Consider the following 16625-nt stretch of genomic DNA (forward strand, 5'->3'; position numbering starts at 1 on the left):
AGCTTATGTTGAATAAAACGTGCCGATTACTATTTATTATCACTGTGTCAGCAACAGTGACCGCTTGTTCTACCTTATCTGCTGGTAACCTGTTTAGTCACTATAGTGCTCAAAATCGTGACGTCTATACAGCAGTAGAATCTGGACAGTATAAAAAAGCCGTGGATCTATTACCAGATTATATAGCGGGTGACATATTAGACAATATGGAAAAGGGTAGGGTTAATCTACTCAACCGGACCTATGAAGAGAGTAAAGCTTTCTTAGAGAGCAGTGAATATGCCGTGCGCGAACAACAAGATCAGGCGGTTGTTTCTATCAGTGAAAGCGCGTCTAGCATAGGATCTTTGGCTGTAAATGATAACTTGAATAGTTATTACCCTGCCGATTATGAATTGGGTTTTTTGCACCTTTATTTGGCACTTAATTATCTCAGTGAAAACTCACTAGAAGGTGCGCTAGTTGAGGTACGTAAAGCCAATCAGGTTCAGGAAAAAGCGAAGAAAACACGAGAAGCCGATCTTGCTTCTGCTGAATCAGATATGAGGAAAGACGGTTTAAGTCCTAATCTGGGCTCAGTTTTGTCCAAATATCCTGACGCGGGTAAACAGTTACAAGCGGTTCAAAATGGCTATTTACTCTTCTTGTCAGGGCTGCTTTATGAAACGTCAGGGGAACTAAATAACGCGTATGTTGACTATAGACGAGCGTTAGCAGTAATGCCGAGCAACTCAGAGATAATCGATAGCACGATTAGAGTGGCAAGAAAATTAGGCATGCGAGAAGACTTGAGCAAGCTAGTTAAGCAATATGGTGACAGAAAACCTTTGGCAAAAAACAAAGCCAGATTAATCGTTATAGATGAGCAAGGCGTCGTCTTCTCAAAGCAAGGCTGGAAACAGCCGCTTCCTATCTATACGAAAGGACAGTGGGCTTATTTTACCATGTCGCTTCCATATTATCCTTCACAGGTTTCTCGCGAGTTTGCTACGCTTAAGATAAATGGTAAATCGGTATCTAAGTCTAAACTTGTCGACGTAAACTTGATGGCGCAACAAGATCTGACGGAAAGAATGCCGACAATCTTGCTAAGACAGGCTTTACGAGTGGTGGCAAAAGAACAGATTCGTCGAGAGACAACAAATGGTGATGATATCGGAAACCTTTTGGTTAACGTATGGAATGTGTTTACAGAGCAACCCGATACGCGCAGTTGGCAAACATTGCCTGCCAATGTGTATAGCAGCAGTGATGTTGTTGATCCCGGCAATTACACGATAGACGTTGGAAGTCAGAATTACGATGTCACTGCAGGTGAAGGGAGAACTGTTTTGGTTTGGGTTTCTAGACAGGGTTCGAATGCAACAATTTGGCACAAACAACTTGGGAGTTTGTAATGAAAAAAATAGGGATAGCACTAGTTATGGCCTTGGCCTTAATCGGTTGTTCTAAAAATACAGCGGGTCTTCGAGTTGATGGCCAATCGCAAAATGTGATGTTTGGTGACAATGTCCTCGGGGGACGGTTATTAATAGACAATATAGCGACCGTAGATCAAGAGGGGCATGCACGAGGTATCGTTACGCTTACCAGCCAGTTTAAGGGTGATCAGAATATTCAGTATCGTTTCTATTGGTACGATAATGAAGGACTAGAAGTAAATTCGAAGCAAGCGGCTTGGAAACAGCAGATTGTTAGAGGTTTTGAAACGCTTTCTATTTCGGAAGTGTCTATTAATCCAAACGGCAAACAATTCCGTGTTCAAATACGCGAAGCAAATAAATAAGGGTGAGAGATGAATAAAAGTGTTATAGCGTTAATTGGACTAGCAGTTATTTTAGGCGGCTGTTCTAATAAAGTAAATTATGGCGATGCGCAAGAAGCTGAAACCACAACGATTGACTTTGGCTCTACAGATCTACAAAAGATCGCGAGCGAAATGGTTGATAGCATGCTTATGTCAGGATCGGTTGCGGCGATTACTAGAGACAGCCGCCCAATAGCATTTGTTGAAACCATCAAGAATAAGACGAGTGAACATATAGATACAGAATCAATTACCGATTCTATCAGTACTAAGATGCTGAACTCCGGTAAGTTCCGTTTTGTTGATATGGACCGAGTTGAATCAGTACGTAAACAACTTAACTTCCAGAACAACGACGAGCTAGCGGACCAAAGCAGTGCTATCCAGTTTGGTAAAATGGTCGGCGCTCAATATATGCTGTATGGCAACCTGTCTAGTATTGTGAAGCAAGCGGGCAGCAAAAAAGACGTATACTATAAAATGACGATGCGATTAATGGACTTGGAAACGGGTCTCATTGAGTGGGCTGATGAAACAGAGATTCGTAAAAATGAATCGAAGAGTTTATTAGGCCTTTAAACTCAATCTTAGACCAGCGCCGTTTAACAACGACGTTTGATTACAAGAGGGTATCCTGTGAGAATGACCTGGAGTGAAGCAACATCGCTTGACCAGTCGTTATTGTCGCTGGAACCCTTTTTTCGTGCGCCTCCTCAAATTGCCGAAATTCTTGCTGGTGGCTTAACGAATCGATGTTGGAAGATTACGTCACATTCTGGTGTCCCCTATGTCTGGCGGCCTAACTCTACTCATCTATTTCAATTTGGTATTTCTCGGATCCGAGAGAACCAATTATTGGAGTCACTGAGAGAATGCCATTTTTCTCCAACTCCGGTGCATTTAAACGACAAAGGTTTGTTGGTTGAGTGGTTAGAGGGCAGTGTAGGCGACGTACCGTTAAGTGAGCTAGAACTACTTACGACTCTGACTAAAATTCACACTGTAAACATACATAATAAGCCCGTGCCTTTGTTTGCATTTACAGCAAAAGTTGATGGCTATTGGCATAAGTTAGACCTCAGCCTAAAATCAACACAGCGCGAAGCGCTCTATCATCGCTATAGAGGGCTACCAAACATACCTCAGGTCGAGCCAGCACTATGTCATTTTGATCTGGGAGACTACAATGTAGTGAGAACCGATCAGGGCATAAAGGTTATCGACTGGGAATATGCGGGTGTAAGTGACCCTAGGATGGATTTAGCTATGACGTTAGATCTCAGTGGGCTTAATGTACTTAAAAGCGTCGTAACGTACTGTAAGCTTAGGAATCTAGAGGAAATAGATAGTTGGCTATTAGGGGTTAATCAGTGGACACCTCGCAATCAAATGATGGCAATGCTGTGGTATTTACTTGGCTATCAGCTGTGGAATGATGAGCATTATTTGTTAGAAGCCAATCGTTTAGAGGCTTTGCTCTCACCTTAACGTTGGTCTTTTGAAGGTGTGTTTTTTTGGAAACTTATCTTTTTCAATAAGTTAGCTATTCTGCAAACTTAACTTTTGAATCGAATAAGATTTTTTTTTATGCTATAAAACAATTAATGCATAAAAAATCAGGCGATTAAGTTAAAATTAATTAGTCGTAGATTTAAAGTTATACCAAAAAGGATAGTGGGAGGTACCATGATAATTTATTTACACGGCTTTGATTCAACAAGTCCAGGGAATCACGAGAAGGTACTTCAGCTTCAATTTATTGACGACGATGTTCGTTTTATTAATTACAGTACTCTTCATCCAAAACATGATATGGCACATCTTTTAAAAGAGGTGCACAAAGCAATTGAGCAATCAGATGACCGTCATCCCGTTATTTGTGGTGTTGGACTTGGTGGCTATTGGTCTGAACGCATTGGTTTTTTGTGTGGTATCAAGCAAGTTATTTTTAATCCGAACTTGTTCCCAGAATCTAATATGAGTGGGAAGATAGATCGCCCTGAAGAGTACGATGATATAGCAACGAAATGTGTTGCTCAGTACCGAATTAAAAATAAAGATCGCTGTTTAGTTATCTTATCTAAAGCCGATGATGATATTGATCACAGCCTTACGGTTGATGCGTTAGAGGATTACTATCGGATTATTTGGGATGAAACGGAAACCCATAAATTCAAGAAAATATCGCAACATCTACAAACCATTAAGGCTTTTAAAGAAGCTTGATCGGGACGAATTATTTTCAGGAAACGACCTCAATAAGAGGTCGTTTTTTTTTGTTCAATTTTTAAAATAAATTGGCTTAAGGTTAACCAAAAAGAGTGAAAATGTGATGAGGGTTAAATAATTTCTTGCGGTCCTCATTTACCTATATATAATGAAAATTCAACTTTTTTTGATATATATCAATTAAAGTTGAAATAAAAGAGTGAGCAACCCCACAAGAAGCTGACCAAAACAAAGCGTGAATATCGGCCCAATTACAGAATCCCATAGCTTGACACATTCAGGCTATTTAAAATTGTAGACTTAAAGGAGTGCCAACATGACTCGAATCATTGTTGTCGGCGGTGGAGCTGGAGGTTTAGAGCTTGCGACTAAACTGGGAAATACACTTGGACGTAAAAACAGAGCGGTAATCACATTAGTAGACCGAAAAGGAAGCCATTTGTGGAAGCCGTTGCTCCATGAAGTGGCTACGGGCTCACTCGATGAAGGTGTTGATGCTATAAGTTATCGTGCTCATGCAAAGAATCACCATTTTAATTTTGGATTAGGCACTCTTAAAGCGATAGATCGCGATCGCAAAGTCATTTTATTAGCTGAGCTAAAAGACGATGATGGTGAACTATTATTGCCTCAACGCGAATTTGAGTATGACATTCTGGTGATGGCCATTGGTTCAACCTCCAACGACTTTAATACACCGGGGGTCCGTGATAATTGTATCTTTTTGGACAGTCCTGAACAGGCACATCGTTTCCGAACCTTAATGAACAACGAATTCTTGAAGCTTCACGCGAAGGCGGGCCAAGGAACCGTAGATATCGCGATCGTTGGTGCTGGTGCAACCGGCGTTGAGTTATCTGCTGAACTGCATAATGCGATCAAAGAGTTGAGAACCTATGGATTTGGTGATCTTGACTCAAGTAAACTTAATGTGAACCTGATAGAAGCTGGCGAGCGTATTCTTCCTGCGTTGCCACCACGGATCTCCGCTTCAGCTCATCATGAACTAACGAAATTAGGCGTAACAGTAAGAACAGGGACGTTGGTGACAAAAGCGGAAACCGATGGGTTAACTACCAAAAGTGGTGACAAAATTCACGCGCATATCATGGTGTGGGCGGCGGGTATTAAAGCGCCAGATTTCATCAAAGACATTGCGGGCTTAGAGACGAACCGCATCAACCAATTGGTGGTTAATGACACCCTACAAACCACCCGTGATGACAATATCTTCGTTATCGGTGACCTAGCTCAATGCACACAAGTTGATGGCTCATTTGTACCCCCACGCGCACAAGCCGCGCATCAGATGTCTAGCCAAGCGTATACCAATATAATAGCGAAGTTAAATGGCAAGGCGCTTAAACCTTATATTTATAAAGATCACGGGTCACTGGTTTCTCTCAGCCGTTTTTCGACGGTCGGCAGTTTAATGGGTAACCTAACCAACGGCTCAATGATGATAGAAGGGCGGATTGCGCGTGTTGTCTATATCTCTTTGTATCGTATGCATCAAATGGCGTTGCATGGGATGGTTAAGACTGCACTAATGATGTTGGTTGGCCGAATTAACAGAGTTTTAAGACCAAATTTAAAGCTACATTAACTTAGAAATATATGATTGAACCGGATTAAAATGATCCGGTTCAACTTTTATATTTCAGTGGAATACTGGGCAGTCCAATTTTATCTTTGTGCTTAGATATACTCAAGAGCAATGTGCTTTCTCGTTCGATTACAATCAACCTCTATGTATTCGAAGATTGTTCGACACGTCTCATTTCGCTTCATTACTGGCTCACTTACACTTTCATGGAACGGAAGAAGCTCTCAACATAGGCATTGTACTAACCATTTCCTTTTCTACTCATACTGTGCTTTAGATTATAAGCGTTTATGAGTCCTCGATGGTCTTTAGAGCAGTAACCAATTCTCAATTTATGGAAGCAAGGAGGTGGGTTTAGTTATATTGGTCGAATTTTGGATGCAGCTCCTGGCACTGTTTGTACCGATTTCCGTGAGTCAGGTGGTATAAACCCGCAAACAAATCGAGAAATAACCAATACTTAATGTTAGAGGAACGAGAAGACGTCAAAGCTGCACTTATCGACCAAAGAGTCTCTTCGAACCATCGCTTGTATGCTTCAAAGATATCAAGGGAAATTATTACAAAGCCGTTGATGCTAATAATAGAGCCAAACGAATGGAAAAGCGCTCAAAGGCAAGTGTACTCGAACTCAACTATGAGTTGAGTTCATTAGTGATACACATGATGGAAAAGGTGTATCGATGATCAGTTCTACCTGCAGTGGCCTTTTGAGTTTAGTCACCTCAGCAGCTAGGTTTTGTTTACGCTGACCCGTGGTGGTGCTATTGATAGTGGCTGTTTACTAACCGTAGGTTTGGAACTCATGCAAAGAGAGCCGCCTTGCCGTCACTTCTACAGTCTTAGGGTTTCAGCTTTAAATTCAGGGTAATGAATAATACGTTTTTCCTTGTTTGCTATGGTTCACCACGTTAGTGCGGATTATGAAAAATTAAGTACCTGTACTTGACAGTACGGTTGATTGCAACAAGATTTTTGCCCCTGCTAGCGCATCACCTTTTGCTTTGATCCACCGATAGCTGTCTACATGTTCACTGCTTAGCAAGGCCGGTAGATAAAACGCCGCTAACCCGCCAATACAGGTAAACGGTAATGACTGTGCATTCTGGTTTTCGGCATGCAGTATAGTTTGATATAGCTTAATAATTTCTTTACAGCCTGCTTGGAAAATCGCTCTAGCTTGTGGGCAACTCTCTCGATGCTCTATTACTATCGGCGCTAATTGAGCGTACCAACTAGCTGTCGCACCTCGAAGTTGACTAAGGATATCAATTCGAGAATGTCCGATTTTATCGCAAACCGCTTGGCTTAATGCACTAAAGTCCTTAGTTTCGATATCATTAATGGTGTTTTGCATTGCTTGCAGTCCGAGCCAAGCTCCGCCACCTTGATCACCTGCAGGAAACCCCCAACCACCGACAATTTGATGGGTAAGGTTAGGGTACAAAATCGTACCAACGCTGCCCGTACCTATTGCCAAACAGTTGACTGGTTGACCTAAGTTGGCCCCCAATACAGAGCAATAAGCATCTGTTTCAATTAAACACACTGGGTGCGCTGATAATTGATGAACTAATTGCCGCTTAGCTTCCACATTGGAGGCTCCGGCTAATCCGATTGCAAGATCACAGTCAACCGCAGAAATATTATGCTTGTGTAAAGTATCCGTGATCAGTTGCGTGACAACATTTATTGCCGCTTTAGAGTCAACCGTTAGCGAAGCCGCTGTTGAACGCACCGAATCTACGGGTTTCTCGTCAACCAGCTCTTTTGCTGCGGTCTTTCGAATTAACTGGGCCACAGTTTTCGTCGCCGCCCCATCAATCACAATTGCAAACTCAGTCATCATTGCCTCTTTTGATTTACACCAATTCAATTGGACATTTTCCAGTAGGAGTTAGTTGGAAAAACAGGGTCTCCCATAGCGCTTTTTGCGCAGCCACACTTTCTTCAAACAGCGCCCAAATAGTGTTGGCTCCCGAAGCATTAAGCTGTGAAGGTATACGGGTTAATACATGCAGCACATTACTAGGCACTTTTCCCGACAATGTTGTAGCATGCGGACTTACGACAATTCCTTGGCAGAGTTTAGTGTTAGCTGATGGAATATCGCTCTCTTGGTCAAGTAATTTAATGCCTAATTGTTGACACTGCTGAGAGAACCAAGCGAAGTAATTATGTTTATCCTCTGCGTCACTAATACGGCCTCCATCGTCAAGATAGAGCCAATCGACATCTTTTATTGCCACACTGGGCAGCGGTGTTTGTGATAGTTGTGTCACAGTTGCAATTTGCATGTTCTCTTGCGCTCGAATGTGCTCTCGCTGACGAATAAGATATTGAGCCTGCTCCCAATTGGGGATCGGCCCCAATTGTTGATGCAGTTGTTGGATTTGAACCTGTGCACGTGTAATAGCATCAAAATAGTCTCTATTATCTGCATGGGTCCGATCTGCTTGTTCTATGGCTAGAATGGTTTGCGTCAAATCATGGCTAACCATAGGTATATCTACACCAGCCAACAAACTTTTGCTGATCGCTTGTGCGCGATCTCCCCATTTTACTATCGCTCCCATGGTTAGACAGTCGGATAAAACCGCGCCACCAAAACCCATTTTATGCTTAAGTAGCCCTGTCACTACCTCTGAAGATAACGACGCTGGTAGCGGCTCGGGATTTAACTGACTAAAATGAACATGAGCTACCATAATTGCCGGCAAACCTTGGTTGATCAAATCTTGAAACGGTCGCAATTCTATCTTTTCTAACCTCGCCATGTCGTGATCTATTCTAGCTAACCCTATGTGAGAATCTACATTCGTGTCTCCATGGCCAGGAAAATGTTTGGCCACAGGTATTACACCACTTTCTAGGTAGCCTTTCATTTGCGCTGAGGCAAATTGGCTCACCGTAGTCGGTTTATCAGAAAAAGCACGCACATGAATAACGGGATTGTTTGGGTTGTTATTAACATCGGTGGTAGGGGCAAAATTCATGTTAATGCCGACGGCACTTAATTCAGTTCCACAGATTTTTGCAACTTGGCGAGCATTATCGCTCTCTTGTGTGGCCGAAATCGCCATAGCACCAATTGTAGGTGTAAAGCCTTCGTCCAGACGAGTTACCACTCCACCTTCTTGGTCAACGCCAATTATGATATTTGGTCCCAATAAATCACGCAACGCATCAGTTAGAGCACGTATCTGTATCGGTGTTTCGATATTACGACGAAACAAAATAATGCCGGAGGGTCGGATCTGCAAAAGCTTCGATTGAGTATCGTCGTCAAGAATGCTGCCAGGGATCCCTACCATTAAGGTATGGCCAATACTTTTCATTTAAAAAATCCTTCTACGTGCTTGGTTTCATTTATATTCAATCTAGAGTAGGCTTTCTGCATCACAACAGTAACGATTTACAAGATTAGTTTATGTCCGTTCTTACTCGTATCAATGCCTCGTTGGCGACCTTTTCACAGAGTGAGAGAAAAATCGCCATATACATTGTTGATAATGTTGCTTGTATTTTAGACCTCAGTTCTCAGCAATTGGCGCAACAAGCGAATGTTAGCCAAAGTAGCGTAGTCAAGTCCTGTCAAAGCTAGGCTTTAAAGGTTACAGCAAATTCAAATTGGCGTTGGTTCATGACAACAGCAGCGCATTCTGTTATTTGGTGTCGGCTCCTCACGATTGGTGGCAGAAGACTTGACTTATAAGTTAACCAAACTGGGCCTACATGTGGTCTTTGGTGGCGATGCTCATATACAGTTGGCGAACTCTTCAATGCTCACACAACAAGATATATGTGTTTTATTTCTTTCTCCGGCTAAAGCCAAGAATGTTTATTAATGGCAAAAAAATGCTCAGCGCCGTCACGTTAAAGTACTCTCGGTTACTCAACTATCCTTGCGCGCAACGCGCAATTGATGATAGTCGACTGGTTATTTTTGCTGATTGTCCAGCGTTTGGAACACCGCGGAGAGTTAACCTCTTCTGCCGAGTAATCCGTTCAAGCGCTTAAAGTTTCTAAATAGGCGAAACGCAAATAAACTCGTTGCCTTATTAGGCTAACGTGTGACGAATAAACCCTTTATTCGCTGCGAGTTGACTGACAGCCTTACTGGCACTACACCCTGTTAATACCATCAAAATGGCGCTTTTACAGTGGTGATTACAAGCAGAAAGTGCGAGCTCTGCGCTGTCCAAACTACAATCAGTTGCTTGCATCACGATCCGTTTTTGACGCTCGATTAACTTGGCATTAGTCGCTTCAACGTCCACCATCAAATTGCCATATACCTTTCCACTGCGGATCATCGATGCAGTTGTCAACATATTTAAAGTCAGTTTTTGCGCGGTACCCGCTTTCAATCGGCTAGATCCGGTGACTACTTCTGCACCGACTACCGGCACCATACTAATGTCAGCGCACTGCGCCATTTCTGAGTTCGGGTTACAGGAGATACAACCTACTGTTGCACCGACAGATCTTGCGTATTGCATCGCACCAATTACGTACGGAGTTCTGCCACTAGCGGCGATACCGACTAAAACATCCTTCACGTTAAAGTCGATAGATTTAAGATCGGTAACCCCTAAATCATGATCGTCTTCTGCATTTTCTACTGCATTAAGGATCGCAGGCTGCCCGCCAGCTATCAATCCAATCACCTGTTCGGCAGGTGTACCAAACGTCGGTGGGCACTCACTAGCATCTAAAATGCCTAGTCGCCCAGAAGTTCCTGCCCCGATGTACACTAGTCGACCGCCAGCAGAAAAAGCAGAAACTATGCAATCGACCATAGCAGCAACCTCAGATAGTGTTTTTTCGACTGCTTGGGCAACTTTTTTGTCTTCTTGATTAATGACGCGAACCACTTCAAGAGTGGATAGGGTATCGATATTCTGACTTGCGCTGTTGCGACTTTCTGTGACTAGAAGTTCTAGATCCATTTTTTGCCTCTTACGACTCGGTGACTTTAATTTTAATTGCTACTAGCATAGTGGAATTTAATATTCCATTCAAATGTAAATATCAGAATAATTATTTTAGTGGGAGATTAATCATAATTTTTACATTTACATAAAACATTCAGATCAACATGAAAAACTACGGCACCTCTTATACCTTAAGCCGCGCTCTCATAGAGCCTATTATCGAGGCCCCGTTTTATGCGTCACTTCGGTACTACTTTTTATCCACTACAATTGATTTTTGTGATCAATTCGCTATCAATAATAGAATATTTTATTCTATTATTGCCATCAAATAGGAATTATTAATTACCATTAACAACCTTAAATGGAACACACCCTACATGAAAGGAATGACAGATGAGTAAGACTAAACGCACATTCACTGCGATCAGTGCTGGCATAATGCTAGCGGGATCGATGGCTGTCCCTTCAGCAGTCGCAAAGGACGTCACCTTAACTATCTTCAATAAACTTACTACCGCCCATGTGCGCAACTTTAACCCGTACAACGAAATCAGCCGAGTCGAAACCACTCGTCATTTTATCTATGAACCACTGATAATATTTAACAGCATGAACAACATGGAGCCGCATTACCGTTTAGCGACAGCATTTGAATACAACGACGACAATTCTGCTATTACCATGACGTTACGCCAAGGCGTTAAGTGGAGTGACGGACAAAGCTTTGATGCTGACGACGTGATGTTCTCTTTTGACTTAGTCATGAACAATTCCGCACTGGACGCCATCAACATCGTTGAAAAGGTTGCACGCGTTGAAAAAATCGATGATTTCACGGTTAAATTTACTCTCGCTAAACCAAGCACGCTGGGCCTATATGATGTTGCTAAAGCGATCATTGTTCCGCAACATATCTGGGCTAATGTGAACAACCCTGTCACCTTTACAAACGAAAATCCTGTAGGGTCAGGCCCGCTAACAGAGATCAAACGATTCAAGTCGATGATTTATGAGCAATGCCGCAACCCGTATTACTGGGATAACGACAACCTAGATATCGATTGTATCCGCGCACCACAATTTGCATCGAACGATCAAGCGCTGCTGGCTGCGCAAACTGGTAAACTCGATTGGTTTGGCATGTTCGTGGCTGAGATTGACAAAACCTTCGTCGCCCGGGACAAAGATAATAATAAGTATTGGTTCCCGCCAAACAGCCTTGTCTTCTACGCTATGAACAGCCAAATTGAAGATCCAGTCCTTAACGCTACATTCAATGATATTGCCTTCCGCCGCGCATTCTCGATGGCCTTAGATCGTGAAACATTACGCGTGAACGGTGCCAATGGTTATCCAACATTGAATGATGACCCAACATTACTTGGCGCGCCTTATGCCAGTTGGAATGATCCAGCTGTTCTCGACAAGTACAAAAAATACACTACTTTTTCTATCGATAATGCCAAAGCAGAGCTTGCTGCCGCGGGCTACAAAGACACTAACAATGACGGTTTTATTGAGACACCAAAAGGTGAAGCAATAGAATTTGATATTGTGGTGCCCAATGGATGGACAGATTGGATCAACGTCGTCACTTTATCGCTAGAGACACTGCGAAAAGTGGGTATTAACGCTAACCTAAAATCCCCAGAAGCGACGGTATGGACCAGCAGCCAGCTAAATGCTAATTATGAAGTTGTACTGAATGCCACAGTACGTGAGTCTAACCCATACAACTACTACAACCTGCTGCTTCACTCTGAACACATGGGTATTCCCGGTAATCGCTTTGCGTCGCATCGTTTTGCAGATAAGGAACTCGATGCCATTTTAGATGAGTTTCCAACAGCTCTTGATGACACCACTAAGGCTAACATCATTGACCGCGCGCAAGTTCGAGTTGCTGAAAATATGCCGATAATCCCTGTGTTTAACAATCCAATGTGGTACGAATATAGCACCAAAAACTTCACCGGTTTCTGGGATGGTGATAACGCGAAAGGTAACCCTATTGTTTTTCAATATAACCCGGAACGTTTGTTGATGTTGCTTGATCTTAAGCCTCGTTAATGATTGTTCCCCCTAGAAAAGAGCCCTAGTCAGGCTCTTTTCACCCTTTTGTTAGCATTTGTTTAACATTTTTCTGCTCCCGCAGCAATTTTGGAAGTATTTATGTTGTTTCTCGTTCGTCGTTTATTCTTATATTTTTTGGCCTTTATTGTCGCCGCTACCCTTAACTTTATTTTGCCCAGATTCATGCCCGGAGATCCCGTTGACGTTATCTTGGCAAATGCAGGTGATTCACTTACTTTTGAGGCCGAAACCGCTTTACGCGAAGCATTGGGTTTCACTCAAGACTCGAGTCTAATCGAACAGTATTTCCAGTACATTGGAAACGTTTTAGACTTTAATTTTGGTGTTTCAATCAAATTTTTCCCAGCGCCAGTTTGGGATATTCTTAGTCCCGCGCTAGGTTGGACGGTATTCTTAGCGGGAACTGCCACGTTACTCTCTTTTAGTATAGGTAGCTTCCTGGGTATTATCTCGGCATGGCGCCGAGGCACCCGTTTCGACTCTGTAGTTACGTTAACTGGCGTTATTTTGCATGCGATTCCACCAGTGATCATTGCCCTCCTTTCACTCCTATTATTTTCAGTGATTTTGCAGTGGTTTCCTACTGGCCGAGCGTATGACCTTTACCTCGACCCAGAATGGAGTTGGGAGTTTATCGGCAGTCTGGCCTATCACGCAGTGCTACCAATTGGTTCGTTGGTACTTTATCAATACGGCGCATACTTATTGCCAATGCGAAATAGCATGATCAATTTACTCGGTGAAGATTTTATTGCGCTAGGTCGTGCTAAAGGATTGGGAGAGAAGCGTGTAATGATGCGCTATGGCGCACGTAATGCTTTGCTTCCTGCAATAACAGCGTTGTCTATGGCGATTGGGTTTGTTTTGGGCGGCTCACTAGTGACTGAAATGATCTTTAACTACCCAGGTGTAGGCAACACTTTATTCCAAGCAATCAAAGCTAGAGATTATCCATTAATTCAGGGAGTACTATTACTTGTCACTATGACCATTTTGGTTGCAAACTTTATAGCTGATCTGCTTTACGTGGTCTTCGATCCTCGTGTTCGCACTGGAGGGGCACAATAATGAACAACGAAAACTTCTTTCAAAAGATACTAAAAAACAAAAAATCTAAAATAGGTATTGTTCTAATTGCGATAATGATGTTGTTGTCTATTTTAGCGCCTCTTATTGCTCCGTATGGCGCTTTAGAGCGCGTTGGTAACCCGCACGAAGCACCAAGTTGGGACCATCTCTTGGGTACCACTCGCTTGGGCTACGATGTCTTTTCTCAATTGATGTATGGTGGCCGTGTATCACTCTTTGTTGGCTTGGCAGCTGGTTCCATGGTGGCATTTTTGGCCGTTATGATGGGTATCACAGCCGCTTATTTTGGTAAATGGGTCGATGAATTTATCTCTGTGATTATCAATATCGTACTAGTAATCCCACAACTACCACTGCTTATTGTACTGGCTGCATTAATTGGTGAAACGGGTCCTTTATCGATTGCTCTTATTATCGGCTTAACCAGTTGGGCGTGGGGTGGACGTGTGGTTCGTTCTCAAGCTTTAGCTGTTCGTCAGCGTGATTTCATTCATGCTTCTGAGCTGATTGGCGATCCACCTTTTCATATCATTTTAAAAGAATTATTACCTAACCTAATCTCGATTATCGGCAGTAACTTTATCGGTGTGGTTATCTACGCCATCATGACTGAAGCCACCCTTTCGTTTATCGGACTAGGTAATGCTGAAATAGTCACTTGGGGTACTCAGTTGTATCACGCTAACAATTCGGCTGCGGTCGTCGTTGGAGCATGGTGGGAGCTCTTGGCCCCATGTATCGCCATCATCATCGTAGGTACAGGTCTTGCCCTACTTAACTTCGGTATAGATGAAGTGAGTAACCCCAAATTGCAAGCGCAAACTTGGTTTGCACGTTGGAAAAAAGAACAACAAAAAGCCCAAGCAGCGGAGGCAAAACAATGAGTGCTGTTATAGAAGTCAAAGATATTATAGTCGATTACATTACGGAAAGCGGCCATGCTCGAGCCGTAGACAATGTCAGTTTTTCAATTAAAAAGGGAGAAATCCTAGGCCTAGCGGGTGAAAGTGGCTGCGGAAAAAGCACCATAGCCATGGCTATCCCCCAGCTTCATCAACCTCCTGCCGTGATTAGTGGTGGCGAAGTATGGATGAGTGGTAAAGACGTACTGAAGCTTGATGAAACTGGCTTAAATAGCTTACGCTGGAATACTATCTCGCTTGTATTTCAATCTGCAATGAACGCACTAAATCCTGTGGTCTCTGTCTATAAACAGTTCGAAGATGTGCTACTGGAGCACAAAGCGGTCAACAATAAAAAAGAGGCTGAAACACGTACTCGTGAGCTATTTTCTCTGGTGGATATTCACTCCGACCGAATTTATGACTATCCGCATCAGTTTTCCGGTGGCATGCGTCAACGTATCGCAATTGCAATGGCAATGGCTCTAAATCCCGATTTGATCATTATGGATGAGCCAACTACAGCCCTAGATGTCGTGGTGCAACGCCAAATCCTTAAGAAGATCAAACAGCTGCAGGCTGACATAGGATTTTCGATTTTGTTTATCACTCACGATTTATCGCTGATGGTCGAGTTGTGTGATCGTATTGGTATCATGTACGCAGGTCGTATTGTAGAAATGAGCCCAGCTAAAACGATTCTAGAGTCGCCAAGGCACCCTTATACATTAGGTTTAAAAGAGTCGTTCCCCACTTTGCACCGCAGCACGAATGAACTACACAGTATTAAGGGTACCCCACCTAACTTGTTGGATCTTCCTGACGGTTGTGCCTTTGCTCCGCGTTGCCGCTTTGCGACTATTTCGTGTCAGCAAACTCAACCGACCATGGTCAGCAAAGAGAATGGCCAACATGTGGCTTGTTTTAATCCTATCGAGATCACCAACAGTAAGGAGGTCGTAGCATGAGTGCAGCACTTGAAGTTAGAAACCTCACTAAAGACTTTGTGATTAACAAAGGATTTTTCCGCAAAGGTCAGGCATTTCGAGCCGTTAATAATGTCTCATTTAGTATTGATACTGGCAGAGCAATTGCTATTGTTGGTGAGTCTGGTTGCGGCAAATCAACCTTGGCCCGTCTCATTTGTCAGATGGCAGGTTACACCCCTACTTCGGGTGAAATCGCTATAAATGGAAAAGTGGTCGAACCAATCAAAACGCGCCAAGACAGAATAGATTTGGCTAGTGACGTGCAAATGATCTTTCAAGACCCTTATAGTGCGCTTAATCCAGTGCACACTATCGGTTGGCATCTTGATCGCGCAGCACGTAATCAGTTTCCTAATGACAAAAAAAAGCGCGAACAAATAGCTATTGAATCGCTCGAAGCCTGCGGTCTAACGCCTGCAAAAGATGTTTTGTACAAGCACCCATTTGCGTTGTCTGGTGGGCAGCGCCAAAGAGTGTGTATTGCTCGCGTAATTGCTACAGGTGCACAAGTCATTTTGGCCGATGAGCCAACCAGCATGCTGGATGTGTCTATCCGTATCGGGGTGCTCAAGTTACTTGATGAGCTGAAAGGAAAAATCGAAGCCAGTTTTGTCTACATTACCCACGATCTTGCTAGTGCACGCTTTTTTGCCGATGATATTGTGGTGATGTACTCTGGACATGTGGTAGAAAAAGGGCCAACTCAAGCCATTATTGAAAACCCTCGTCATCCCTACACCCAGCTATTGCTAGCTAGTGTGCCAGACCCCGACCGCGAAAGCAGCAGCGACAAGGTCAGTGATGTTATTGCAGAAGCGCCAATGTGGTCACCAGATACCATTGGTTGTCCGTTTTGGAGTCGCTGTCCTAAAGCGACTGACAGATGTAACAATGAAACCCCACAATGGCGCGATTTGGACGACCGACAAGTGTTCTGTCATTACGTTGAAGAGTAACTAAGTCACGAAA

14 protein-coding genes and 1 pseudogene are annotated in these 16625 nt (G+C 43.1%); 11 read left to right on the forward strand and 4 right to left on the reverse strand.

All coding sequences use genetic code 11. The annotated features are described in order from the left end of the window. The first annotated feature begins 5 nt into the window (after positions 1-5). The 6 genes from L3V77_RS06190 (at position 6) to L3V77_RS06215 (ending at position 5642) form a co-directional block, all read left to right on the forward strand. The gene (locus L3V77_RS06190) at positions 6-1397 is read left to right on the forward strand and encodes a hypothetical protein (protein WP_275136225.1); all 1392 of its coding nucleotides are present in this window, start codon (positions 6-8) and stop codon (positions 1395-1397) included. Then, a complete protein-coding gene (locus tag L3V77_RS06195) occupies positions 1397-1786 on the forward strand; it encodes a YcfL family protein (RefSeq protein WP_195702881.1) in 390 nt (129 codons plus the stop codon). The genes L3V77_RS06190 and L3V77_RS06195 overlap by 1 nt, the downstream gene beginning before the upstream one ends. A 9-nt stretch (positions 1787-1795) precedes the next feature. Beyond that, on the forward strand, positions 1796-2386 hold the full coding sequence (gene lpoB, locus L3V77_RS06200; protein WP_275136226.1) for a penicillin-binding protein activator LpoB: 591 nt from the start codon (positions 1796-1798) through the stop codon (positions 2384-2386). A 63-nt stretch (positions 2387-2449) separates the two neighbouring features. After that, the gene (locus tag L3V77_RS06205) at positions 2450-3295 is read left to right on the forward strand and encodes a phosphotransferase (protein WP_275136227.1); all 846 of its coding nucleotides are present in this window, start codon (positions 2450-2452) and stop codon (positions 3293-3295) included. Between the two features lie 198 nt (positions 3296-3493). Further along, on the forward strand, positions 3494-4033 hold the full coding sequence (gene ycfP / locus L3V77_RS06210; protein WP_275136228.1) for an alpha/beta hydrolase YcfP: 540 nt from the start codon (positions 3494-3496) through the stop codon (positions 4031-4033). A gap of 319 nt (positions 4034-4352) precedes the next feature. Beyond that, entirely contained in the window at positions 4353-5642 is a 1290-nt protein-coding gene (locus L3V77_RS06215) for an NAD(P)/FAD-dependent oxidoreductase (protein WP_275136229.1), read from the forward strand. A gap of 92 nt (positions 5643-5734) precedes the next feature. Here the strand turns inward: L3V77_RS06215 and L3V77_RS06220 are convergent. The 4 genes and pseudogenes from L3V77_RS06220 to murQ all read right to left on the reverse strand — a co-directional run. Further along, positions 5735-5961 (reverse strand): annotated as a pseudogene (locus L3V77_RS06220) (IS3 family transposase); the annotation flags it as partial. A gap of 612 nt (positions 5962-6573) precedes the next feature. Then, positions 6574-7491, reverse strand: a complete 918-nt coding sequence (locus L3V77_RS06225) for a BadF/BadG/BcrA/BcrD ATPase family protein (RefSeq protein ID WP_275136230.1) — start codon at positions 7489-7491, stop codon at positions 6574-6576. A 13-nt stretch (positions 7492-7504) separates the two neighbouring features. Continuing rightward, positions 7505-8980 carry a beta-N-acetylhexosaminidase gene (nagZ, locus tag L3V77_RS06230; RefSeq protein ID WP_275136231.1) on the reverse strand — a complete coding sequence of 492 codons (1476 nt, stop codon included), beginning with the start codon at positions 8978-8980 and terminating at the stop codon, positions 7505-7507. Positions 8981-9703: 723 nt separating this feature from the next. Beyond that, on the reverse strand, positions 9704-10594 hold the full coding sequence (gene murQ, locus L3V77_RS06235; protein WP_275136232.1) for an N-acetylmuramic acid 6-phosphate etherase: 891 nt from the start codon (positions 10592-10594) through the stop codon (positions 9704-9706). A gap of 381 nt (positions 10595-10975) precedes the next feature. Between murQ and L3V77_RS06240 the strand changes: the two genes are divergently transcribed. The 5 genes from L3V77_RS06240 to L3V77_RS06260 all read left to right on the forward strand — a co-directional run bounded on the left by L3V77_RS06240 (position 10976) and on the right by L3V77_RS06260 (position 16612). Continuing rightward, on the forward strand, positions 10976-12652 hold the full coding sequence (locus L3V77_RS06240) for an ABC transporter substrate-binding protein (protein WP_275136233.1): 1677 nt from the start codon (positions 10976-10978) through the stop codon (positions 12650-12652). A 102-nt stretch (positions 12653-12754) separates the two neighbouring features. Further along, the gene (locus L3V77_RS06245; protein WP_275136234.1) at positions 12755-13744 is read left to right on the forward strand and encodes an ABC transporter permease; all 990 of its coding nucleotides are present in this window, start codon (positions 12755-12757) and stop codon (positions 13742-13744) included. After that, the gene (locus tag L3V77_RS06250) at positions 13744-14649 is read left to right on the forward strand and encodes an ABC transporter permease (RefSeq protein ID WP_275136235.1); all 906 of its coding nucleotides are present in this window, start codon (positions 13744-13746) and stop codon (positions 14647-14649) included. The genes L3V77_RS06245 and L3V77_RS06250 overlap by 1 nt, the downstream gene beginning before the upstream one ends. Further along, entirely contained in the window at positions 14646-15635 is a 990-nt protein-coding gene (locus L3V77_RS06255; RefSeq protein ID WP_275136236.1) for an ABC transporter ATP-binding protein, read from the forward strand. Before L3V77_RS06250 ends, L3V77_RS06255 begins: the two co-directional genes overlap by 4 nt. Further along, the gene (locus tag L3V77_RS06260; RefSeq protein WP_275136237.1) at positions 15632-16612 is read left to right on the forward strand and encodes an ABC transporter ATP-binding protein; all 981 of its coding nucleotides are present in this window, start codon (positions 15632-15634) and stop codon (positions 16610-16612) included. The genes L3V77_RS06255 and L3V77_RS06260 overlap by 4 nt, the downstream gene beginning before the upstream one ends. The last annotated feature ends 13 nt before the right edge of the window (positions 16613-16625 follow it).

Source organism: Vibrio sp. DW001, from assembly GCF_029016285.1.
GTDB lineage: Bacteria > Pseudomonadota > Gammaproteobacteria > Enterobacterales > Vibrionaceae > Vibrio.

Excerpts from the sequence above, each read along its gene's own strand:
- L3V77_RS06190 (WP_275136225.1), top strand. The coding sequence starts at position 6 with ATGTTGAATAAAACGTGCCGATTACTATTTATTATCACTGTGTCAGCA.
- L3V77_RS06195 (WP_195702881.1), top strand. The coding sequence starts at position 1,397 with ATGAAAAAAATAGGGATAGCACTAGTTATGGCCTTGGCCTTAATCGGT.
- lpoB (WP_275136226.1), top strand. The coding sequence starts at position 1,796 with ATGAATAAAAGTGTTATAGCGTTAATTGGACTAGCAGTTATTTTAGGC.
- L3V77_RS06205 (WP_275136227.1), top strand. The coding sequence starts at position 2,450 with ATGACCTGGAGTGAAGCAACATCGCTTGACCAGTCGTTATTGTCGCTG.
- ycfP (WP_275136228.1), top strand. The coding sequence starts at position 3,494 with ATGATAATTTATTTACACGGCTTTGATTCAACAAGTCCAGGGAATCAC.
- L3V77_RS06215 (WP_275136229.1), top strand. The coding sequence starts at position 4,353 with ATGACTCGAATCATTGTTGTCGGCGGTGGAGCTGGAGGTTTAGAGCTT.
- L3V77_RS06225 (WP_275136230.1), bottom strand. The coding sequence starts at position 7,491 with ATGATGACTGAGTTTGCAATTGTGATTGATGGGGCGGCGACGAAAACT.
- nagZ (WP_275136231.1), bottom strand. The coding sequence starts at position 8,980 with ATGAAAAGTATTGGCCATACCTTAATGGTAGGGATCCCTGGCAGCATT.
- murQ (WP_275136232.1), bottom strand. The coding sequence starts at position 10,594 with ATGGATCTAGAACTTCTAGTCACAGAAAGTCGCAACAGCGCAAGTCAG.
- L3V77_RS06240 (WP_275136233.1), top strand. The coding sequence starts at position 10,976 with ATGAGTAAGACTAAACGCACATTCACTGCGATCAGTGCTGGCATAATG.
- L3V77_RS06245 (WP_275136234.1), top strand. The coding sequence starts at position 12,755 with ATGTTGTTTCTCGTTCGTCGTTTATTCTTATATTTTTTGGCCTTTATT.
- L3V77_RS06250 (WP_275136235.1), top strand. The coding sequence starts at position 13,744 with ATGAACAACGAAAACTTCTTTCAAAAGATACTAAAAAACAAAAAATCT.
- L3V77_RS06255 (WP_275136236.1), top strand. The coding sequence starts at position 14,646 with ATGAGTGCTGTTATAGAAGTCAAAGATATTATAGTCGATTACATTACG.
- L3V77_RS06260 (WP_275136237.1), top strand. The coding sequence starts at position 15,632 with ATGAGTGCAGCACTTGAAGTTAGAAACCTCACTAAAGACTTTGTGATT.